Below are 20,661 nucleotides of genomic sequence, written 5' to 3'. Positions count from 1 at the left end.
TCCTTCGTGGGTCGTGCCGGTCTGCGCACCCTAGCCGCCGAGGACGACGGGGGCGGCCTCGCGCCAGCGGTCCGCCCAGTCACCGATCGGCGGGATACCGACCTCGTGCCAGCGCTCGTGGCCGAGCACCGACCAGGCGGGTCGTGGAGCAGGGCGGGGGTAGGCGTCACTGCTGGTGGGGAGGACGCGCGCGGTGGAGCCGGCAGCGGCGACGACGGCTGTCGCGAGATCGTGCCACGAGGCCTGCCCGGACGACGTCGCGTGGTAGGCCCCGGGCGGCGGGCGCCGCTCGAGCACCGCGGCCACCAGCCGCGCGACGTCGCGGGTCCAGGTGGGCTGGCCGACCTGGTCGGCGACCACCTGCAGCTCGTCGCGGTCGGCGGCGAGCGACGCGATCGTGCGTGGGAAGCAGCGGCCGTGCGCGCCGTACAGCCACGCGGTGCGCAGCACCCAGTGCTCGGGGTGCTCGGCTCGCACCGCCCACTCCCCCGCCGCCTTGGTGCGTCCGTACGCCGAGCGCGGTGCGAGAGCCGCGTCCTCGGGGTAGGGCACCTCGGCCGTGCCGTCGAAGACGTAGTCGGTCGAGATGTGCAGGATCGGCGCGCCCTCGGCTCGTGCCGCGCGCGCGAGCAGCTGGGCACCCGTGGCGTTGACCGCGAACGCCGCGCGCTCGGCGGTCTCGGCATCGTCGACCGCGGTCCACGCCGCACAGTTCACGACGGCCTGGACGTCGCGCACGGCGCGGCCGACGGCGACCGGGTCGGTCACGTCGAGCGCGTCGCGTCCGAGGGCTCGGACGGCGTGGCCGGCGTCCTCGAGCACGTCCACGACGTCGCGACCGAGCATCCCGCGCGCACCGGTCACCAGGACGGTCATGACGGCTCAGCCCCTGCCGGCCCCGGCTCGCCCAGCACGACGCGACGCACACCCTGCCAGCGCTCGGGTCGGGTGATGCCGCGACCGTCGACGAGGACCCGCACGCCCGGGACGTCGTCGGCGCCGAGCGTCGCGTACTCGGGGTGGTCCGCCTGCACGACGACGCCGTCGACCGGGCCGTCGACGCCCGTGCTGTACGCGGTCAGGCCCAGCGCAGCGAGCTCGTCGGCGCTGTAGAGCGGGTCGTGCACCAGCACCTGCGCGCCGGCCGCGCGCAACGCCTCCACGACCGGGAAGACGCCGGAGAACGCCGTCTCCTTGACGCCGCCGCGGTACGCGGCGCCGAGCACCAGCACGCGAGCGCCGTCCAGCGAGCCGAGGGCGCCCTCGAGGAGGCCGACGGCGTAGGACGGCATCGCCATGTTGGCCTCCCGGGCCGTGCGGACGATCGTCGCCTCCGGGTCGGTCCACAGGTACAGCCGCGGGTACACGGGGATGCAGTGGCCGCCCACCGCGATGCCCGGCCGGTGGATGTGGCTGTACGGCTGGGAGTTGGAGGCCTCGATGACCTTGTGCACGTCGATGCCGTGCGCCGCGGCGAACCGCGCGAACTGGTTGGCGAGGCCGATGTTGACGTCGCGGTAGGTCGTCTCCGCGAGCTTCGCCATCTCCGCGGCCTCGGCGCTGCCGAGGTCCCAGACGCCGTTGCTCCGCGGCAGGTCGGGACGCTCGTCGAAGTCGAGCACCGCCTCGTAGAACGCGCGGGCACGCTCCGCGCCCTCCGGCCCGAGCGCGCCGACGAGCTTCGGGTAGCGCCGCAGGTCGGCGAAGACCCGGCCGGTCAGCACGCGCTCGGGCGAGAACACGAGGTGGAAGTCGCGCCCCTCCTTCAGTCCGGAGACCTCCTCGATCATCGGCCGCCAGCGGGTGCGGGTCGTGCCCACCGGCAGGGTGGTCTCGTAGGAGACGAGCGTGCCGGGCGTGAGGTGCTCGGCGAGGGCGCGGGTCGCGGCGTCCATCCAGCCGAAGTCCGGCTGCCACGTCGCGTCGTCGACGAACAGCGGCACGACGACGACGACCGCGTCCGCGCCCGGCACCGCCTCGCCGTAGTCGGTCGTGGCGCGCAGCCGGCCGGCGGCGACCGCCTCGGCGAGCCGCTCCTGCAGGTGCGCCTCCCCCGGGAACGGCTCGGTCCCGGCGTTGACCTGCTCGACCACGGCCGTGGCGACGTCCACCCCGACGACGTCGTGGCCCTTCGAGGCGAACTGGACGGCCAGCGGCAGGCCGATCTTGCCGAGCGCGACGACGGCGATCTTCACGCGTGGCAGGCTACCGGGCGTGAAGGTCCTCAGCGTGGTCGGCGCCCGCCCGCAGTTCGTCAAGCTCGCCCCGGTCGCCGACGCGCTGGCCGCGGCCGGCGCCGAGCACGTCATCGTGCACACCGGCCAGCACTACGACCCGCTGCTGTCCGACGTCTTCTTCGACGACCTCGGCATCCCGGCGCCCGACGTGCACCTCGGCGTGGGGTCGGGCAGCCACGGCGTGCAGACCGGTGCGATCCTCGCCGCGCTCGACGACGTGCTGACCGACCGCTCCCCCGACTGGGTGCTCGTCTACGGCGACACCAACTCCACGCTGGCGGCCGCCGTCGCCGCCGTGAAGCTGCACCTGCCGCTCGCCCACCTCGAGGCGGGTCTGCGCTCGTTCAACCGGGCGATGCCCGAGGAGCACAACCGCGTGCTCACCGACCACGCGGCCGACCTGCTGCTGGCGCCGACCGAGGTCGCGATGGCGCACCTGCGGCGCGAGGGGCTCGCCGACCGGTCGGTGCTCGTGGGCGACGTCATGACCGACGTGCTGCTGCGCACGCTCGAGCGCGGGGCCGAGCCGCTGCCGGCCGAGGGCGCCGTCGTCGCGACGATCCACCGCGCCGAGAACACCGACGACCCGGCGCGGCTCGCGGCGGTCGTCGCGGGGCTCGCCGCGCTCGACGCGCCGGTGCTGCTGCTCGCGCACCCGCGCCTGCGCGAGCGGGCCCGCGCCGCCGGCATCCAGCTGGCGCAGGGGCGCATCGAGGTGCACGACCCGCTCGCCTACCCCCGGCTGGTCGCGACGGTCGCCGCGGCGCGCGCCGTCGTCACCGACTCCGGCGGGCTGCAGAAGGAGGCGTTCCTGCTGCGGGTGCCGTGCACGACCGTGCGCCCGGAGACCGAGTGGACCGAGACCGTCGACCTCGGGTGGAACGTGCTCGTCGGCCCGGACGGGATCGCCGACGCCGTCGCGCGCCCGCGCCCTCAGGAGACCGACGCCGCCCCGTACGGCACCGGCGACGCCGCGCGGCGCACCGTCGAGGCGCTGCAGGCGCGCACCGCCGGCTGAAACACGCCGCTCAGTCGAGCGCGACCGTCTCCCCGGTCTGCGCCGAGCGCAGGATCGCCTCGGCCACCGCGAGCGTGCGCAGGCCCTCGGCCATCGTGACGACGTCGGTCTGCTGCCCGAGGACGGCGTCGCGGAAGGTCTCCTGCTCGACGAGCAGCGGTTCCCGCTTGCTGATGGCGAACCGCGTCACGTCCCCCTCGGAGACCCCACGGAACGCGGCGACCGAGTCCCACTGCGTCGGCGTGGTGCCGTTCTCGAAGAACGTCAGGTCCCCGGTGGCGGTGTCCGCGACGTAGGCACCGCGGGCGCCGGTGACGATCGTCTGCCGCTCCTTCTTCGGGGAGAGCCAGTTGACGACGTGGTTGACGACGATGCCGTTCGCGAGCACGCCGGTCACCAGCACCATGTCCTCGTGCTCGCGGCCGCTGCGGTGCGCCGTACGCGCCGACACCGCGGCGTACGGGCTGTTCGCGATCCACGAGGTGAGGTCGATGTCGTGGGTGGCGAGGTCCTTGACGACGCCGACGTCGGCGATGCGGGAGGGGAACGGCCCCTGACGCGAGGTCGTGATCTGGTAGATCTCGCCGAGGTCGCCCCGCTCGAGACGGCGGCGCAGCTCCTGCAGCGCCGGGTTGAAGCGCTCGACGTGCCCGACGGCGCTCACGAGGCCCCGCGCCGCGAACGCCTCGGCGACCCGGGTGCCGGACGCGACGCTCTCCGCGATGGGCTTCTCGACCATCGTGTGCACGCCGGCCTCGGCGAGCGCGAGCGCGACCTCCTCGTGGTAGATCGTCGGGACCGCGACCATCGCGGTGTCGAGCCCCTCCGCGACGAGCGCTGCGACGTCCGGCAGCACCGGGAGGTCGCCCGCCACGCCGTGCGGGTCGCCCGCCGGGTCCGCGACGGCCACCAGGTCGACGCCCTCCAGCAGCCGCAGCACGCGAGCGTGGTGCCGCCCCATCATGCCGAGCCCGATCAGGCCCGCGCGCAGGCGCCGCGCCATCACGCACCCGCCTTCGCGACCGCGTTGACACCGGCGACGACCCGCTCCAGGTCCTCCTGGGTGAGCGCGGGGTGCACGGGCAGCGACAGCACCTCGCGAGCCGCCCGCTCGGTCTCGGGCAGCTCGAGCCCGGGCGCGTACCGGGCCAGCGACGCCAGCCGATGGTTGGGGATCGGGTAGTACACGCCGGTGCCGACGCCGTGCTCCTCGCGGAGCGCGGTGACGAAGCCGTCGCGGTCCTCGGGCACCCGGATCGTGTACTGGTGGTAGACGTGCGTCGCGCCGTCGGCCACCGTCGGCACGACGACGCCCTCGAGGTGGGCGTCGAGGAAGGCCGCGTTCGCGCGCCGGGTCTCGGTCCACGCGGCCAGCCGTCCGAGCTGGACGCGGCCGATGGCGGCGTGGATGTCGGTCATGCGCGCGTTGAACCCGACCACCTCGTTGGCGTACTGGCGCTCCATGCCCTGGTTGCGCAGCAGCCGCAGCCGGCGTGCGACCTCCTCGTCGGCACAGGCGACCATGCCGCCCTCCCCCGACGTCATGTTCTTGGTCGGGTAGAGCGAGAACATCGCGAACTGGCCGAACGCGCCGACCGGGACGCCGTCGAGCGTGGCGCCGTGCGCCTGCGCGGCGTCCTCGAAGACGCGCAGCCCGTGCCGGTCCGCGACCTCGCGCAGACCGGTCATGTCGGCGGGGTGGCCGTACAGGTGCACCGGCATCACCGCCGTCGTGCGCGACGTCACCGCGGCCTCGACGGCCGTCGGGTCCAGGCAGTACGTGACGGGGTCGATGTCGGCGAACACCGGTGCCGCACCCGTGAGGGCGACCGAGTTCGCGGTCGCCGCGAACGTGAACGACGGCACGACGACCTCGTCGCCCGGGCCGATGCCGGCCGCGAGCAGCCCGAGGTGCAGGCCCGCGGTGCCCGAGCTCACCGCCACGCACGTGCGGCCGCCGACCAGCTGGTCGGCGAACTCCTGCTCGAACGCGGCGACCTCCGGTCCCTGCGCGATCATGCCGCTCCGCAGGACGCGGTCGACGGCGGCCCTCTCCTCCTCGCCGATGATCGGCTTGGCGGGCGGGATCAGGGGCAGGTCCATGCTGGCTCCGGTCATGCTGGTCGTGCTGCGTCGTCCTCGGTGAGGACGCCGTCCTGCTCGGTGTAGGTCGCCCCGGTGCGGGGGCACCGCCACGACCCCTCGCCGGCTGGCTCTAGCGGGACGCCGGCGCGGCCCACCCAACGGATCCGGCGCGCGGGCACACCCGCGACGAGGGCGAAGTCAGGCACGTCGGCGGTGACGACCGCGCCGGCGGCCACGGTCGCCCAGCGCCCCACGGTCACCGGCGCGACGCAGATCGCGCGGGCTCCGACGGCGGCGCCCTCGCGCAGCGTCACCCCCACGGGCTCCCAGTCGCTGGCACCCTTCGGGCTGAGGTCGGGGTTGACCGCCCTCGGGTAGGTGTCGTTGGTGAGCACCGCGGCCGGGCCGACGAAGACGCCGTCCTCGAGCACCGCGGGCTCGTAGACCAGGGCGTAGTTCTGCACCTTGCAGCCGCGTCCCATGCGCACCCCGGTGCCGATGTAGGCCCCTCGCCCGATCACGCAGTCGGGGCCGACGACGGCCTCCTCCCGGACCTGCGCGAGGTGCCACACCGACGTGCCGTCACCGAGCTCTGCTCGGGGGTCGACGTCGGCGGAGTCCACGACACGTGCGGCCATACGCGGTGCCCTTGCTGCTGGGGACGGGTGCTGTCGGCTCACGGTAGCCGACCCCTCACCCCGCTCCCCCGGCAGGGCGCGCCCAGGACGGTCCGCAGTGGGGGCGGCGCACGCCCGGGCCGACGTCACCGGGCGGCGTCCTGGTCCCCGGTCGTCGGCCCCGCGGCCGGGGCGCGGAGGCGTCGCGTTATCCTGCCGGGCGAGCAACGGCTCGCCTGTCGTGCGCCCTCGCGCGCCTGGGCGTCCGCGGCAGCCGGAGGCCAGCAGCACGCGAGCGGATCGAGGAGAGCTGTGCACGACAGTCGGTCGGGGGGACCGAGCTACTCGTCGGAGAGCAACAGACCTGCCAGCTTCTGGGAGCAGCACGAGCCGCTGTTCTCGATCGTGCCTGCGTGCTACCGGGTGCGCGAGTACCTGCCGGACTTCCTGCGCTCGCTGGACGAGCAGGACGTCGACAAGCAGCTCTGCGAGGTCGTCGTCGTCGTCGACGGCTGCCCCGAGGGGTCCGGCGACGTCGTGCGCGAGTGGATGGCGCGCACGGACTACCCGGTCCTCCTGGTCGAGAAGGACAACGGCGGGGTCGCGTCGGCCCGCAACGTCGGGTTCGGGCTGGCCCGGGGCGCGTGGGTCATGACGCCGGACCCCGACGACAGGCTGGCGCCCGACTACCTCAGCCAGCTGCAGCGCGCGATCGCGGCGCACCCCGGCGAGACGATGTTCGCGACGCGCCTCTACGCGGTCGACGCCGAGGGCACCCACCTGCCGCACCCGCTCGACTTCCGCTTCGACGGTCCCGAGGACCGCCTGGTCGACCTCGCGGTGGACCCGGAGTGGCTGCACCTGTCCGGCGGGACCGCGGTGTGGTCGCGCGCCGTGATCGAGCGTGCCGGGCTCGTCTTCGACGAGCGGCTCCGCACGGGGTCCGACGCCGACTTCTCGATCCGTTACCTCCTCGAGAACGGTGCCCGCTACGTCGCCGTCCCGCGTGCGGTCTACCACTACCTCAAGCGCGCGGACGGTTCCTCGATCATCGGTCGCGCCGTGAAGAACTACGCGCGCTACCAGGTGACGATCGGGTACTCGCACCCGGCGATCCTCGACCGGGCCGGCGACGAGTGCCCGCAGTGGCTGGCGAACGCGCTCCTCTACGCCGTCTTCCACCTCTTCCGGGGGAACCGCCGCAGGAACAGCCCGGTGTACTCGCTCACGTCGCGGCAGCGGTCGGCGATCGCGACCGCGCTGCGTGCGAATCTCCGCCGGATCGGGCGCGACCGCATCCTCGGCTTCCGCGTCGTCGACCTGCCGGCCGAGATCCGGTACGCGTGGCTGGCGGCGGTGGGGCCCCTCACCGACAGCCCGGTCCTCCGCCGCGTGGCAGACGCGACCGGTGGACGGCGGCGGGTCTCGTTCTACTCCTCCGAGCCCCAGGTCCGCGTCAGCGTCACGACCTCCGCGCAGCGCCAGCCCGCGTGGAGCCGCAAGACCCGTGCCGTCGAGTTCCTCGGTGAGACGTGGTGCTACGAGCACCTCCTCTGGGTGCGCGCAGGTGCCGACGAGTCGATCAGGCTCCGGTCGCGCACCCCGGGGCTGTCCCTGGACTTCGACGGACGGGCGCTCACCGCGCGCGTACACCGGCGCCGCCGGGGGCTGACCTCCCCGCCGCTGCCGGCGGTCGTGCCCGTCATGCCGGAACCAGGGACCGCGACGACGTCACCGACCACCTCCGAGCAGGTCGAGCGCGCGGCAGCCGAGAGCGACACCTCCGACGCGTCGAGCACGGAGCCGCGGCGCGCGGTCTGGGTCATCGACGACGACACCGGCTCCCGCAACACGCTGCCGCTCTACGACGGACTGCGAGCCCGCCGACCCGACGCCCCGGTGTGGATCGTCGCCCAGGGCGACCGGTACGCGCAGCTGCGTGGCACAGGTACCGAGCAGCGCGACGTCGTGCTGCGCGGCTCCCCCGAGCACCTGACGCTCATGCGCGACTGCGCCTGGTTGCTCACCCCGAACCCGCGCGCCGCGCGCCACCTCGCGGGTGGTGCCGCGATCGCGAGGACCTGGCGCACGCTGTACCTGCCCACCGCCGTCGAACCGATGCCCGACTACCGGCTCCTCAACGCCTCGCGGCTGGATGCCACGGTCGTCTCGTCCAGCTACGAGCTGGACAAGCTCACCGCCTCGGGCTCGCCCTACGCGATCGATGGCGGCGACGTCTTCGTCACCGGTCACCCCTACCAGGACCGGCTGCACCGGCTCGCCGCCGCGCGCGCGACCCGCCCGACCCTGCTGCTCGCGCTCGCCACGCGCCGCGACTGGCCCGGTCCCGACGACGACCGGCTCGCCGGCCACCTCGAGAGCACCGGGTACGTCGACCGGTGGCGTGCGCTGCTTCACGACGCGCGCCTCGACGAGCTGCGTCGCCGTGGCGGTCTGCAGGTCAGCGTCGTGCTGCCGTCGGGCTACGACGCGCTCGCACCCCTCCTCGACCTGCCGGCGTGGGTCGAGGTGCCGGGCAGCGAGCACGAGCGCGAGCAGGCCGTCGCCGCGAGCGTCGTGTGCGTGACCGACTACTCGCCGCTCGCGCTCGATGCGGCGTTCTGCGGTGCCCGCACCCTCTTCCTGCGGCCCGACCGCGACACCGCCGAGCGCGAGTCGGTGCTCTCGCTGCCGACCGCGCTCGACGTGGAGGCCGCCGGCCTCGGCCCCGTGGTCGAGAGCGTCGGCGAGGCGCTCACGGCGCTCGACGGCATGGTCGAGCACACCGGCGACCGCCGGGACGACGCCACGGCGTCGTTCTTCCACCACCGCGACGGCGACGCCGTCGGCCGCCTGCTGCTGGTCCTCGAGGACGAGCCGGGCGCCGAGGAGGGCAGCGCGGCCGGTCAGCGGGCCGCCGTCCGGCCACCGCTCAGCGTCGTCGTGCGCTGCGGGACCGACGTCTCCCGGCTGCGGAGAACGCTGGAGAGCCTCGACGAGGCGAGCGTAGGAGGCGCCGTCGACACGACCCTCGTGCTCGACGAGGACACGGCGAAGATGCGACAGCTCGTCGAGACCTTCGTGGCGGAGCACGCCGGCTCGACCAGGCTGGTCGTCGGCGACGCGACGGACGCCGCGGCCCCGGCCTGGCAGGGCGCACGCCCTGGCGGATGGTTCTGCGTCCTCCAGCCGGGTGCCGTGCTGCTGCCCGGCGCGATCGACCGGCTGGCACGCACCGCCGCGCTGCGGCCCGACCTCAGGGTGCTCGCGGCCGTCCCGGCCGCCCCGCGCCGGAACCCGTTCCCCAGCCGCGAGGACATCACGCGGAACGAGATCAGCACCGGGCAGGAGGTCGTCGACCTCCGCGACGCCCCGGACGCGTTCGCGCTGGCGGGAGTGTGCGCCTTCGTGCGTGGCGACGTCGGTCTCGAAGCCGCGGGCGGGGACCTGCCCGGGGTCGGCCTGTGGTCGGCGGTGCTGCGGGGGGTGCTCGCGAGCGACCACAGGATGGGGGTGCTGACCGAGGCCGTCCGCACCACCGGCGCGACGACCGCGCGGCTGTCGATCACGAGGCGCCGCGACGCCGAACGTGCTCGTCTCGTCGACGGGATCCTCGCGACGCTCCGCGACGACCTGCCGGACGGCCCTCTCGACGCCGCGACCAGCGGGATCGTCGTGTTCCTGGCGCTGCAGGCGCTGCGCTACCTGGGCGACCGCGTCTGGACGGCGCCCGGCGCGCTCCAGGAGCGCCGACGCGATCTGGCCGCCGTGCTCGAGCGGGTCCCGGCGGCCGTGCTCGCCACGTCGACCTGGGCGTCGGGGCTCGCCCCCCGGTACGCGCTGTGCTCGCTCGCCGGGCAGCGGCCGCACCCCTGGGAGGTGAGCACCGGGCGCGGGCCGAGCGACCTCTGCTACGAGGGCGTCCCGGTCGCGCGCCTCGCGACCCTGGGCACGACGGTGCTGCGCGCCGACGTGACGCCGGCGGGCGTCGTGGTCGAGGCGCTGCTGACGAGCTACGGCACGCCCGACGTCGACCTCGTGCTCGTCGGCCCGAAGAAGCAGGTCCTGCGCGCGGTGGAGGCCGAGCCCGAGGCGATGGTGCCCGATCGGTACGGCCACTTCGTCGCCTCGACGGCGAGCTACCGCAGGTTCCTCGTACCGGTCCGCCGCGGTGAGGCCGGGTGGACGCTGTCGGTGCTGAACGAGCGGACCGGACGCACCGATCCCTGCCGCGATGTCTCCGACGGCGTGCGCAGCCCGTTCGCGGAGGCCGACGAGCAGCTCACCCACTCCACCCAGCACGGCGCCGTCCGGCTCCGCGACCGCCGGACGCTCGTCGTCTCGCCCCCGCCGAGTATGCAGCGCCGCGAGCCGTCGACTCTCCGCCGGTTGCGCCGGGCCGGCGCGGCGGTGCTCGGCCGGCTCCGCCGGCGGGACACGGGCGTGGTGCTGGTCACCGACAGGCCCCGCTTCGGCGACGACAACGGCGAGGCGCTGTTCCGGTATATCCAGCGCGAGCGCCCCGACCTGCGACGCAACACGTGGCTGGTGCTCGACCCGGCCGCCCCGAGCTACACCGAGCTGAGCAAGACCGGTCGCGTCGTGCACCCGCACTCGCCCCAGCACCGCGAGCTCTACCTCGACGCGCGTCTGCTGCTGTCCTCGCACGCGGGCGACGTCTACAACAACCCGTTCCACGGCGAGCCGCGCGAGGACTACGCCGCCGCCACCGATTTCACGTTCGTCTGGCTGCAGCACGGGATCACCAAGGACAGGGTCGACAGCGTCTTCAGCCGGTACCTCCGTGGCCACGACGGCGTGGTCGTCGCCACCGAGCACGAGGTCCGGTACGCGTCGACGCCGGGCTTCGGCCTGGCCGGCCCGCGCCTGCTCGGCACCGGGTTCCCCCGGTTCGACCTGCTGGAGGACCGCAGCAGCTCCGATGCCCCGGTGCTGCTCTACATGCCGACGTGGCGGTCGTGGCTCACGGGTGACCGGCAGGCGGACGGGACCAGCACGGCGCGCGAGGACTTCGCGACCGAGGAGTACTACCTCCACCAGCGCGCGTTCCTGACCGACCCACGGGTCCACGACGCCCTGCGGCGCGCGAACGCTCGCATCGAGATGGTGCTGCACCCGGCGATGGCCGCGTACACCGAGGTCTACGCCGCGCTGGCGTCCGAGCGCGTCGTCGTCCACGAACCGGGGTCGGTGCGCTACCGCGACGCGTTCGCCAGGGGCTCCGCGCTCGTGACCGACTACTCGAGCGTGTTCTTCGACTTCGCGTACCTCGGCAAGCCGGTGATCTTCGACCACACCGACCGCGCCCGGTTCCGCACCGAGCACTATCGCGACGGCATCTTCGACTACGACACCTCGGCACCGGGCCCCGTGCTGCACTCCCTCGACGACCTGGTCGACGCCGTCTGCGAGCTCGTCGGCTCCGGGTTCACCGCGGCCACGACGTACGCCGACCGGCTCGGCGAGGTCTTCCTCCATCGCGACCGACGCAGCTCCGAACGCGTGATCGAGCGCGCGCTCGAGCTCGACGCCTGGCGTCGCGCCGGCGGCTGAGCGGTCAGCGCACCAGCACCGACGCGGTCATCAGCCGCAGCGGCGCCTCGCGCGCCAGCAGCCGCAGCGGGTCGCGCGTGAGGAGCGTGCGCGGGGTGCCGTGCCGGCGGCGGGCGCGCGCGAGGGAGAGCAGCGTGGCGCCGTCGCCGGCGCCGTCCAGGATGCGGTCCAGCAGCGCGCGGTCGGCGAGGGAGAGGACGGCCTCCACGCCTGGCGCGGCCGCGAGCAGCGCGCGGCCGGTCGCCGCGAGCGCCGCGCGCTCGGCCTCGGTCCACCAGGCAGGGTCGGGCCGGTTGAGCACGATGCCGAAGAGATGGATCCGCACGAGCTTGACGCAGACCGCGCGGCGCTCGTCCAGGCCCAGCGCCCGGAACCACGGCCGCTCGAGCAGCCGTCGCACGAACGCGAGCTCCTCGGCGACCGGCCGGGTCGCGAGCGTGACGCGGTCGGTCGCGTCGTCGCCGATACGGTAGGGCGGCCCCGTCCGGTCGAGCACCACGCGGCCGCCGAACCAGAGCCGGGTGACGAAGCCGACGTCCTCCCCGACCGGGACCTCGGGGTCCATGCGCAGGCCCAGCCGCGAGATCGCCGCGCGCGACACCAGCCCCAGCGGTGCGCTGCGGTAGCTGAGCCGGTCCCGGACGCCGTCGAGCAGGCCGCGCCGGAACGGGCGCGTGGGCGGCGTCGGGACGACGCGGCCGTCGGCGTGCTCCAGGCGCGCGACGACGGCGTCGGCGCGGTGCTTCTCCGCCAGCCAGTACCAGGACGAGATCGCTCCCGGCGCGAGCGTGTCGTCGGACCCCATGACGCCCACGTAGTCCGCCGTCGCGGCGTCGATGCCGGCGTTGAAGGGTCCGGCGGGCGACCGGCGCCCGTCCCGGTGCTCCAGCAGCCGCACCCGGTCGCGGTGCGCCGGGTCGAGCACCGCGGCGACGTCGTCGGCGTCGAGCTCGTGGCACACGACCGTGAGCCGCACGCCCTCGCCGTTGTGGTCGAGCACGGAGCGCACCGCCCGCGCGATCGGCCTGCTGGTGTCGTGGACGGCGACGACGACGTCGACACCGACCCGCTCGGTCACCGAGCCCTCAGGTGCCGGTACTCGGCGACGTAGGCCTCGGCGATGCGCTCGGGCGCGAACCGGTCGCCGATCGTCGCGGCGATCTCGGCGGCCGTGAGGTGCTGGGTGTGCCGGTCGAGGTCGACGACGGCGTCGGCGTAGGCCTGCGGCGTCTGCTCGGCAACGAGCCTGCCGACCGCCGGGTCGATGTACTCGCCCTGGCCACCGGTCGCGCCGACGACGACGGGCCGGCCGTGCACGAGGGCCTCGGCCGCGGAGACGCAGAAGTTGTCGCCGCGGGTGGGGAGCAGGAACATGTCGGCCGCGTCGAGCGCGGCCCCGACGCCCGCGGTGTCCAGCGGCCCGGTGAGCACGACGGCGTCCTCGACCCCCAGGCGTCGCGCGAGCCGCCGCGTGGCGCGCTCGAGCGGACCACCACCGACCCAGGTCAGTCGCGCGGGCACGCCGCGGTCGCGCAGCTCGGCGACCGTCCGCACCGCGAGCAGCGGGTCCTTGCGGTCGACCAGGCCCCCGACCGCGACCAGCCGCAGCTCGCGGGCCGGCCGCAACGGCCGCGACGCGACGTGCACGGGTGCCACCACGCACCCGACGACGGCGGTGCGCCGGGGGTAGCGCAGCCGGCGGACCGGCGCGGCGAGGTACTCGCACACCGCGGTCACCGTCGTCGGCGCCCGCAGCAGCAGCCGCGCGACCACGGTCGCGGGGCGCAGCAGCAGCGGCACCGTGCCCGGGTTGGTGAGCCCGGACCAGTGCTCGGTGTGCAGCCACGGGCGTGAGAACCGGGCGAGCACGAGCGGCGGCAGCGACGAGATCGCCATCGAGTGCACGACGTCGGCGTGGGCGAGCAGCCGCGGCAACGTCCGGGCCACCCGCACGACCGCCGTCGGGTCGAGCGGGTTCATCGGCAGCCGGCGCACCCGCACGCCGTCGACCACGGTCTCGGCCACGCCGTCGTGCAGGCGCGGCGCGACGAGGTGCAGCACCTCGACCGACGTCACGTCGGGGTGGGCGGCGAGCGCCGCGACGTCCTTGGCGACGAACACCCCGCTCCCGGGGGCACGGGTGGTCGGGAACCAGGTCGTCACCGCCACGATCCGCACGGTGCCAGGCTACCCGGCGGCGGGCGTCTCGCCAGGTGGCGGACGGGGGCGGCGCGCCTGCACGGGCCGGTGCCTGCGGTGCGGTAGACAGTGTCCCGGAGCACGAATGAGGCCCGGCCAAGTATGCGTTGGCCGGGCCTCGTCTCCCGGAGGAGACCCCTCCGTGAGGAGGTCCGCTCATCATGGACCTCGCGCACCCCGCGCGCAAGGGGTTCGGGCAGCGATCCGAGGGCCTCGCGGCGGGGCCACCCAGGCCTGCCCGACCCCTCCGGGGTGGGGACCGCTGCCCGCCCGCACGCCCCGGAGACCCCGCCGTCCGCGCGCGCCTGCGTGTGAGGATGTCGCCATGGACCCGACCCTCCGGCTGCGGCGCACCGGCACCCGCCAGGGAGTCGCCGGCAACGGCCGCGGCGCGACAGTGCGGTTCGGCCCGGCGGATGTCGACGGCGCGTTCACGCCCGGCGAGCTGCTCGCCGTCGCGCTCGCGGCGTGCAACCTCATGAGCGCCGACTTCCCGATCGCCCGCCGCGTCGGTGAGCACGTCGAGCTGACGGGCGAGGTGACGGCGGTCAAGGACGCCGCCACCAACCGCTACGCCGAGGCCTCGGTGCGGCTCGCGGTCGGCGGCGCCGACCACCTCGACGAGCAGGCCTGGCAGGAGCTGGTCGCGGCGGCCGCGCGCGCGGTCGACCGCGCCTGCACCGTCGGCCGGACCGTCGAGCACGACCTGCCCCACTCGCTGACGATCGAGCGCAGCTGAGCCGCCACGGCGGCCGGACCCGAGGAGAGACATGGCACGCACGAGCACCACGGACCGTCCGCGCTCGCTCGACGAGGCGCTCGACGCCGCGCTCGCGCTGCCGACCGGGCGGGTGCGCGCCTACGTCGACGGCATCCGACGCAAGCGCCCGCACGCGACGCCCGAGGAGGTCGTGCGGCTGCTGGAGAAGCGGTACCTGCTCGCGGTCAGCACGTCGGGCGGCGCGGTCGGCGCCGCGGCGGCGCTGCCGGTCGTCGGCACCGGGACCGCCCTGGCGCTCACGGTCGGCCAGGTCGCCACGTTCCTCGGCGCCTCCAGCCTGCTCGCGCTCGCGGTCGCCGACGTCCACGGGATCGCCGTCGAGGACCGTGCCCGCCGGCGTGCGCTGCTGCTGACGGCGCTGCTCGGCGAGAACGGCCCCGAGGTGCTCCAGCAGGAGCTCGGGCTGTCCGCGGTCGCCTGGGGCCGGACGCTGCTCACCCGGTTGCCGGTCGCGACGGTCCAGACCGTCAACAAGACGCTGCGGGGTCGGCTGGTCAAGGGCACCGCCGCCAAGGTCGGCTCGGTCATGCTCGGCCGGCTGCTCCCCTTCGGCATCGGCGCCGCCGTCGGCTACGCCGGTAGCCGCGCCGTGGGCGGGACGATGATCGACGGCGTCCGGTCGGCCTTCGGACCACCGCCCGCGACGTTCGTCCGCGAGGTCGAGGCGAGCTTCGTCGTCGAGCCGGCCGGTGACGCGGGCGCCGACCTCGACACGGTGCTGGAGCTGGACGGGCCCGGGTCGGAGCCGGAGGACGAGCGCCCTGCGTCGTAGGCTGGCGGGCATGACCACGACAGCGCCGTCGCCCGCCGGGGGCGTCCGCGACACCCAGTACGAGGAGCTGCTGCGTCACGTGCTGGAGTCCGGCACACCGAAGGCCGACCGCACCGGCACCGGTACCCGCTCGGTGTTCGGGCACCAGATGCGCTACGACCTGTCGCGCGCCTTCCCGCTCGTGACCACCAAGCGCGTGCACGTGCCCTCGGTGGTGCACGAGCTGCTCTGGTTCCTGCGCGGCGACTCCAACATCGCCTACCTGCGCGAGAACAAGGTGCGGATCTGGGACGAGTGGGCCGACGAGGACGGCGAGCTCGGCCCGGTCTACGGCGTGCAGTGGCGCTCGTGGCCGACGCCGGACGGCGGGCACATCGACCAGATCTCGCGGGTGCTCGAGCAGCTGCGCAGCGACCCGGACTCGCGGCGCATCATCGTCTCGGCCTGGAACGTCGCCGACCTCGACAAGATGGCGCTCGCGCCGTGCCACGCGTTCTTCCAGTTCTACGTGGCCGACGGCCGGCTCTCCTGCCAGCTGTACCAGCGCAGCGCCGACCTGTTCCTCGGCGTGCCGTTCAACATCGCGTCCTACGCGCTGCTCACCCACATGGTCGCGCAGCAGGTCGGCCTCCAGGTCGGCGACTTCGTGTGGACCGGCGGCGACGTGCACATCTACGACAACCACGTCGAGCAGGTGCGCGAGCAGCTGCGCCGCGAGCCGTACCCGTTCCCGACGCTGCGGCTCCACCGTGCGCCGAGCCTGTTCGAGTACACGATCGACGACGTCGAGGTCGTCGACTACGTCCACCACCCGGCGATCAAGGCGCCGGTGGCGGTCTGACGCCCGGAGGGCGGTGCACGTGCTGGGGATGATCTGGGCGCAGTCGCGCAACGGCGTCATCGGCCGCGACGGCGACCTGCCGTGGCGGATCCCGGAGGACTGGCAGCACTTCCGGCGCACCACCTCCTCCGACGCCGTCGTGCACGGCCGGGCGTCGTGGGAGGCGCTGCCGGACCAGAACCGCCCGCTGCCCGGGCGCCGCAACATCGTGCTGACCCGGCAGCGGGACTACGAGGCGCCCGGCGCCGAGGTCGTGCACTCCCTCGCCGAGGCGCTGCAGCTGCTCGACGGCGAGGACGCCTGGATCTGCGGCGGTGGCCAGATCTACGCCGAGGCGATGCCGGTGGCCGACCTGCTCGTCGTCAGCGAGATCGACGCCGACGTCGACGGCGACACGCACGCCCCCGAGATCGGGCCGGGGTGGGCGGACCCCGAGGTGGGCGACTGGGTCGAGAGCACCAGCGGCTACCGGTTCCGGGTCCTCACCTACCGCCGGAGGGCTGCGTGACCTCCGACGGCGACGGCCGAGCCGGCGCCGCGCCCGCGACCCGTCGCGGGCTGCTCACCGGGGTCGCGCTCGTCCTCGGGCTGGTCGTCGTGCTGCTGGCGGCCGCGGCGGTGGGCCCGTGGGACGCGCCGCGCGGCGGTGGCGAGACCGTCACCGGCTCTCCGGTCCCGACGCCGTCGCTGCCCTTCACGCCGCCCTCGGTCGTGCCGACCGTCGAGGTCGCCGAGCCGGCCGCCGGCCAGCAGGAGAACCCGCTCGTGCGCTGGCTCGTCATCGCGGTGGTCGCTCTCGTCGGGGTGGTGCTGCTCGCGCTGGTGCTGCGCCTGGTCGTGGGGCTGCTGCGGCGGTCGCCGCTGCCCGAGCCCGACGCGCACCACGTCACGGCGGCGCTCGCGGACGAGTCGGTCGACGCACCCACGATGCTCGACGGCATCGCGCGGGCCCAGCGGCTGCTCGACGAGGAGCGCGCGCCCCGCGACGCGATCGTGCAGGCCTGGCTCGCGCTCGAGCACGCCGCGAGCCGCGCGGGCGTGGGCCGCCGGCCCGCGCAGACGCCGACCGAGTTCACCGCCGTGGTGCTGGAGCGCACGCCGGCCGACCGGGATGCGGTCGAGGTGCTGCGCGCGCTCTACCTGCGGGTGCGGTTCTCCGACGACGAGCTGCTCCCGGGTGACGCCGAGGCCGCACGGCAGGCGCTGACCGCGATCGGAGCGTCCTGGGCGGAGCTGACGGAGGCCGCCCCGTGACGCGGGCTCGCTGGGTGTGGCTCGGCATCGGCGCCGCTGTCGTGGCGGTGCTGCTCGCCGTCACCGGCATCGACCCGGCCCACGCCGTCCTCGGCGGGCTGCTGCTGGCGATCGGGGTGCTCGTGCTCGTCCACCTCGGTGTCGGCCAACGGGTCGCGCTCCCCCGGCTGCCGTTCGACCGTCGCGAGGGCGTGCGCACCGAGGTGTCGTCGCTGTCCTGGGCGCTGTACCGGCCCGACGGCGTCACCCCGCACGCGCTGCGACGGATCCGTCAGGTGTGCCGCACCGGGCTCGCCGAGGCGAGCATCGACGTCGACAGCACCCTCGGCGCCGAGCGCGCGGCCGCGCTGCTCGGCCAGCAGGTGGCCACGTTCCTCACCGACCCGGCGGCCCCGCCGCCCGACGCGCACGCGGTCCGCGCCGCCGTCCTCGCCCTCGAGAAGCTGGAGAAGTCCGCATGAGCACCGACACCGCACCGCTGCCCGTCGAGGAGGTGACCCGGCTCGGTCAGGAGGTGCTGCGCCAGGTCGGCACCGTGATCGTCGGCATGGAACAGCCGCTGCGGACGGCGCTCGCCGCGGTCCTCGCCGGCGGCCACGTGCTGCTCGAGGACGTGCCCGGGCTGGGCAAGACCCTCGCCGCCCGGTGCCTCGCGGGGGCGCTCGGGCTGGAGTTCCGGCGGCTGCAGTGCACGCCCGACCTGCTGCCGGCCGACATCACCGGCTCCTACGCCTACGACCCGGCCACCTCGGAGTTCACGTTCCGCGCCGGCCCGGTGTTCACGGGGCTGTTCCTGGCGGACGAGATCAACCGGACGGCGCCGAAGACCCAGTCGGCCCTGCTGGAGGCGATGGCGGAGCGGCAGGTGACGGTCGAGGGGCGCTCGTACCCGCTGCCGCGGCCGTTCCACGTGCTGGCGACCTCGAACCCCGTCGAGTACGAGGGCACCTACCCGCTGCCCGAGGCGCAGCTCGACCGGTTCATGGTGCGCATCGGGGTCGGCTACCCCAGCGTCGAGGGCGAGGTCGACGTGCTGCTGCGCCGCCTCGCACGGCGGCGCGACGAGGCGAGCGTCGAGCAGGTCGTCGACGCCGACACCGTGCTGGCGATGCAGGCCGGCGTCGAGACGGTCACGGTCGACGACGACGTCGTGCGCTACTGCGTCGACCTCGCCGCCGCGACCCGCGACCTCGAGGCGGTCGAGGTGGGTGCCTCGCCGCGCGGGTCGCAGGCGCTCCTGCTGGTCTCGCGCGCGGTCGCCGTGCTCTCGGGGCGCGCGTTCGTCACGCCCGAGGACGTCAAGTCGATCGCGGTGCCCGCGCTCGCGCACCGGCTGACGCTGACCCCGGCCGCGTGGGCCTCCGGGGTGCAGCCGGCCGATCTGGTCACCCGGATGCTCGACGAGGTCCCCGGCCCTGCGACGGTGGGCCGCCGGTGATCCTCACCGCGGGCGGTGCCGCCGCGGGGTTCACCGCGGTGACCGTGCTCGCGCTCGGCGTCGCGGCGGGGCGTCCGGACGTCGCCGTGCTCGCGGTGCCGCTGCTGGTCACCGCGGTGTGGGCGGCCGCGCACCGACCCGAGCGCGGCGCCCGCGTCGTGGTGCGGACGACGACCGGGCGGCACGAGACGGGCGAGGTCACCGCCGTCGCGCACGTCGACGTCGCGCCTGGCACCGAGGCCGTGCTGCTGCGGGTGTCGACGCAGGGCTACCGGTCGCAGGAGGCACTCGTCGCCGGCGACCGGCCGCGTGAGGTGGGGCTCTCGCTGCGGACCTCGCGCACCGGCGTGCACCGGATGTTCCGCGTCGACGCGATGACCGAGTCGTTCGGCGGCGTGCTCGTCGCTCCCCCGACCCGCACGGGACCGGTCGAGCTCGCGGTGCACCCCGCCACGCGCCCGCTGCGCGAGCTGCCGCTGCCGTTCCGGCTGGCGGGGCTCACCGGCGGCCACACCTCGCGCCGCGTCGGCGACGGCTACGAGTTCCACGACGTCCACGAGTTCGCACCGGGCGACCGGATCCGTCGCGTCGACTGGCGGGTGAGCGCGCGCCGCTCGCTCGACGTCCGCACCGGGAGGCTGGGGACGCTGTACGCCCGCCGCACGTTCGCGACGGCGGACGCGACCGTCATGGTCGTCGTCGACTCGCGCGACGACGTCGGGGAGGACGTCTCGGCGTGGGCCGGCGGCGCCGACATCCGGATGGACGAGATCACCTCGCTCGACCTCGCCCGGCAGGCGGCGGCGACGATCGCGCGCGCCTACCTCGACGCGGGCGACCGGGTCGGGCTCGACGACCTCGGCCGCCGACGGCGCCCGGTCCCGCCCGCGGGCGGGCGGCACCAGTGGGAGCGGATCGCGCAGCGCCTGGTGCGTGTCGCGCCCGAGGGCTGGCCCGACAAGCGTCGCCGCGCCCCGCAGCTGCCCTCCGGCGCGCTCGTCGTGCTGTGCTCGACGTTCCTCGACGACGAGGCGTCCCGGATGGCGCGGCAGTGGCGTGCGCTCGGTCACCGCGTGGTCGCCGTCGACACCCTGCCGCCGGTGCGGACCGCCTTCCTCAACGGGTTCCAGGACACCGCGCTGCGGCTGGTCCTGCTGGAGCGTCGGCAGCGGCTGCGTGCGCTCGGTCGCGCCGGCGTCGAGCTGGTGTCCTGGACCGACCACCCCGACGTCGGGATGCACGTGCTCGCCCGTGCGCGGCTGCAGGGAGCGCGGCGATGAACCTCACCGGCTGGCTGACACCTGCTCCCCGACGGCGGCCGCGACCCCAGGTGCGAATCGACCTCGACGTCGGCGTCCCCGCGTGGCTGGTGCGGGCGCTCGCGGGGGCCGTGCTCGTCGCGATCGTGCCGCCGGTCGTCGGCGACTGGGTCGTGCCGCTGCTGGCGGCGGCGGCCCTGGTGGTGCTGTCGCACCTGGCCACGGTCGCCGGCCTCACGCTGCTCGCCGCCGCGGTCGTCTGGGCCGGCGAGCCGCGACTCGTCACGTGCGCGGTGCTCGTGCTGGCGCTCCACCTCGCGCTCGTGACGGTGCGGCTGACCGGTCCGCTCGGTGTCGCCGGGCTGGTCGACGGGCGGCTGCTGCTGCGGACGGGCGCCACGTTCGTCGTCGTGCAGCTGGTCGTGCAGGGGCTGGTCGGGCTGTCGTTCGTGGCGATGGACGGCCTGCCGCGAGCGCCCTGGTTCGCCGTCGTCGTGCTGGTCGGGATCGGCGCCGCGCTCATGGCCGCGCTGCGCTGGGTGGCGCGCCACACCCAGTGACCGCCGTCCCCGACGACCCGCCGAGC

Annotated in this window: 18 protein-coding genes; 11 read left to right on the top strand and 7 right to left on the bottom strand. The window is 74.9% G+C overall.

Features of this window, described 5'->3' with window-relative positions; genetic code table 11:
- Positions 1 to 30: 30 nt before the first annotated feature.
- Positions 31 to 876: a dTDP-4-dehydrorhamnose reductase gene (rfbD, locus tag GPA02_RS13395; RefSeq protein ID WP_156200575.1), complete on the bottom strand. Its 846-nt coding sequence runs from the start codon at positions 874 to 876 to the stop codon at positions 31 to 33.
- Positions 873 to 2,195 carry a nucleotide sugar dehydrogenase gene (locus GPA02_RS13390; RefSeq protein ID WP_156200574.1) on the bottom strand — a complete coding sequence of 441 codons (1,323 nt, stop codon included), beginning with the start codon at positions 2,193 to 2,195 and terminating at the stop codon, positions 873 to 875. Before GPA02_RS13390 ends, rfbD begins: the two co-directional genes overlap by 4 nt.
- Before the next feature lie 19 nt (positions 2,196 to 2,214).
- Here GPA02_RS13390 and wecB point away from each other — a divergent pair, with 19 nt between their 5' ends.
- The gene (gene wecB / locus GPA02_RS13385) at positions 2,215 to 3,255 is read left to right on the top strand and encodes a non-hydrolyzing UDP-N-acetylglucosamine 2-epimerase (protein WP_156200573.1); all 1,041 of its coding nucleotides are present in this window, start codon (positions 2,215 to 2,217) and stop codon (positions 3,253 to 3,255) included.
- 10 nt (positions 3,256 to 3,265) lie between these two features.
- On the opposite strand, the gene GPA02_RS13380 is transcribed toward wecB, so the two are convergent.
- Genes GPA02_RS13380 through GPA02_RS13370 form a run of 3 tightly spaced genes read right to left on the bottom strand, consistent with a single transcriptional unit; the run spans position 3,266 to position 5,978 of the window.
- Positions 3,266 to 4,258 carry a Gfo/Idh/MocA family protein gene (locus tag GPA02_RS13380; protein WP_156200599.1) on the bottom strand — a complete coding sequence of 331 codons (993 nt, stop codon included), beginning with the start codon at positions 4,256 to 4,258 and terminating at the stop codon, positions 3,266 to 3,268.
- The gene (locus GPA02_RS13375; protein ID WP_156200598.1) at positions 4,258 to 5,358 is read right to left on the bottom strand and encodes a DegT/DnrJ/EryC1/StrS family aminotransferase; all 1,101 of its coding nucleotides are present in this window, start codon (positions 5,356 to 5,358) and stop codon (positions 4,258 to 4,260) included. Before GPA02_RS13375 ends, GPA02_RS13380 begins: the two co-directional genes overlap by 1 nt.
- Positions 5,359 to 5,369: 11 nt before the next feature.
- Complete coding sequence (locus tag GPA02_RS13370; RefSeq protein ID WP_156200572.1) at positions 5,370 to 5,978, bottom strand: acyltransferase; 609 nt, start codon at positions 5,976 to 5,978, stop codon at positions 5,370 to 5,372.
- A 291-nt stretch (positions 5,979 to 6,269) separates the two neighbouring features.
- Here GPA02_RS13370 and GPA02_RS13365 point away from each other — a divergent pair, with 291 nt between their 5' ends.
- Positions 6,270 to 11,531, top strand: a complete 5,262-nt coding sequence (locus GPA02_RS13365; protein ID WP_156200571.1) for a CDP-glycerol glycerophosphotransferase family protein — start codon at positions 6,270 to 6,272, stop codon at positions 11,529 to 11,531.
- Between the two features lie 4 nt (positions 11,532 to 11,535).
- Here the strand turns inward: GPA02_RS13365 and GPA02_RS13360 are convergent, their stop codons facing one another.
- Both GPA02_RS13360 and GPA02_RS13355 read right to left on the bottom strand, forming a co-directional pair.
- Positions 11,536 to 12,609 carry a glycosyltransferase family A protein gene (locus GPA02_RS13360; RefSeq protein ID WP_156200570.1) on the bottom strand — a complete coding sequence of 358 codons (1,074 nt, stop codon included), beginning with the start codon at positions 12,607 to 12,609 and terminating at the stop codon, positions 11,536 to 11,538.
- Positions 12,606 to 13,709: a glycosyltransferase gene (locus tag GPA02_RS13355; protein WP_156200569.1), complete on the bottom strand. Its 1,104-nt coding sequence runs from the start codon at positions 13,707 to 13,709 to the stop codon at positions 12,606 to 12,608. Before GPA02_RS13355 ends, GPA02_RS13360 begins: the two co-directional genes overlap by 4 nt.
- A gap of 346 nt (positions 13,710 to 14,055) precedes the next feature.
- On the opposite strand from GPA02_RS13355, the gene GPA02_RS18825 reads away from it, so the two are divergent.
- Genes GPA02_RS18825 through GPA02_RS13310 form a run of 9 tightly spaced genes read left to right on the top strand, consistent with a single transcriptional unit; the run spans position 14,056 to position 20,635 of the window.
- A complete protein-coding gene (locus GPA02_RS18825; RefSeq protein WP_162457783.1) occupies positions 14,056 to 14,469 on the top strand; it encodes an OsmC family protein in 414 nt (137 codons plus the stop codon).
- A gap of 31 nt (positions 14,470 to 14,500) precedes the next feature.
- On the top strand, positions 14,501 to 15,283 hold the full coding sequence (locus tag GPA02_RS13345; RefSeq protein ID WP_193567868.1) for a hypothetical protein: 783 nt from the start codon (positions 14,501 to 14,503) through the stop codon (positions 15,281 to 15,283).
- Between the two features lie 10 nt (positions 15,284 to 15,293).
- Complete coding sequence (locus GPA02_RS13340) at positions 15,294 to 16,124, top strand: thymidylate synthase (protein WP_156200567.1); 831 nt, start codon at positions 15,294 to 15,296, stop codon at positions 16,122 to 16,124.
- Positions 16,125 to 16,152: 28 nt separating this feature from the next.
- Positions 16,153 to 16,632, top strand: coding sequence for a dihydrofolate reductase (locus GPA02_RS13335; RefSeq protein ID WP_275689725.1), 480 nt, complete (start codon positions 16,153 to 16,155; stop codon positions 16,630 to 16,632).
- On the top strand, positions 16,629 to 17,378 hold the full coding sequence (locus GPA02_RS13330) for a DUF4129 domain-containing protein (protein ID WP_156200565.1): 750 nt from the start codon (positions 16,629 to 16,631) through the stop codon (positions 17,376 to 17,378). Before GPA02_RS13335 ends, GPA02_RS13330 begins: the two co-directional genes overlap by 4 nt.
- Positions 17,375 to 17,839 carry a hypothetical protein gene (locus tag GPA02_RS13325; protein WP_156200564.1) on the top strand — a complete coding sequence of 155 codons (465 nt, stop codon included), beginning with the start codon at positions 17,375 to 17,377 and terminating at the stop codon, positions 17,837 to 17,839. Before GPA02_RS13330 ends, GPA02_RS13325 begins: the two co-directional genes overlap by 4 nt.
- Positions 17,836 to 18,816, top strand: a complete 981-nt coding sequence (locus GPA02_RS13320) for an AAA family ATPase (protein ID WP_156200563.1) — start codon at positions 17,836 to 17,838, stop codon at positions 18,814 to 18,816. The genes GPA02_RS13325 and GPA02_RS13320 overlap by 4 nt, the downstream gene beginning before the upstream one ends.
- Entirely contained in the window at positions 18,813 to 20,096 is a 1,284-nt protein-coding gene (locus GPA02_RS13315; protein WP_156200562.1) for a DUF58 domain-containing protein, read from the top strand. The genes GPA02_RS13320 and GPA02_RS13315 overlap by 4 nt, the downstream gene beginning before the upstream one ends.
- Positions 20,093 to 20,635 carry a hypothetical protein gene (locus tag GPA02_RS13310; RefSeq protein WP_156200561.1) on the top strand — a complete coding sequence of 181 codons (543 nt, stop codon included), beginning with the start codon at positions 20,093 to 20,095 and terminating at the stop codon, positions 20,633 to 20,635. Before GPA02_RS13315 ends, GPA02_RS13310 begins: the two co-directional genes overlap by 4 nt.
- The last annotated feature ends 26 nt before the right edge of the window (positions 20,636 to 20,661 follow it).

It is taken from the genome of Actinotalea caeni (assembly GCF_009733795.1).
GTDB lineage: Bacteria > Actinomycetota > Actinomycetes > Actinomycetales > Beutenbergiaceae > Pseudactinotalea > Pseudactinotalea caeni.
This window is presented reverse-complemented; position numbering and strand designations above follow the sequence as displayed.

Bases quoted from the DNA above. Each gene is read 5' to 3' on its own strand.
- rfbD (WP_156200575.1), bottom strand. From the start codon at position 876: ATGACCGTCCTGGTGACCGGTGCGCGCGGGATGCTCGGTCGCGACGTC.
- GPA02_RS13380 (WP_156200599.1), bottom strand. From the start codon at position 4,258: ATGGCGCGGCGCCTGCGCGCGGGCCTGATCGGGCTCGGCATGATGGGG.
- GPA02_RS13375 (WP_156200598.1), bottom strand. From the start codon at position 5,358: ATGGACCTGCCCCTGATCCCGCCCGCCAAGCCGATCATCGGCGAGGAG.
- GPA02_RS13370 (WP_156200572.1), bottom strand. From the start codon at position 5,978: ATGGCCGCACGTGTCGTGGACTCCGCCGACGTCGACCCCCGAGCAGAG.
- GPA02_RS18825 (WP_162457783.1), top strand. From the start codon at position 14,056: ATGGACCCGACCCTCCGGCTGCGGCGCACCGGCACCCGCCAGGGAGTC.
- GPA02_RS13345 (WP_193567868.1), top strand. From the start codon at position 14,501: ATGGCACGCACGAGCACCACGGACCGTCCGCGCTCGCTCGACGAGGCG.
- GPA02_RS13340 (WP_156200567.1), top strand. From the start codon at position 15,294: ATGACCACGACAGCGCCGTCGCCCGCCGGGGGCGTCCGCGACACCCAG.
- GPA02_RS13335 (WP_275689725.1), top strand. From the start codon at position 16,153: ATGATCTGGGCGCAGTCGCGCAACGGCGTCATCGGCCGCGACGGCGAC.
- GPA02_RS13320 (WP_156200563.1), top strand. From the start codon at position 17,836: ATGAGCACCGACACCGCACCGCTGCCCGTCGAGGAGGTGACCCGGCTC.
- GPA02_RS13310 (WP_156200561.1), top strand. From the start codon at position 20,093: ATGAACCTCACCGGCTGGCTGACACCTGCTCCCCGACGGCGGCCGCGA.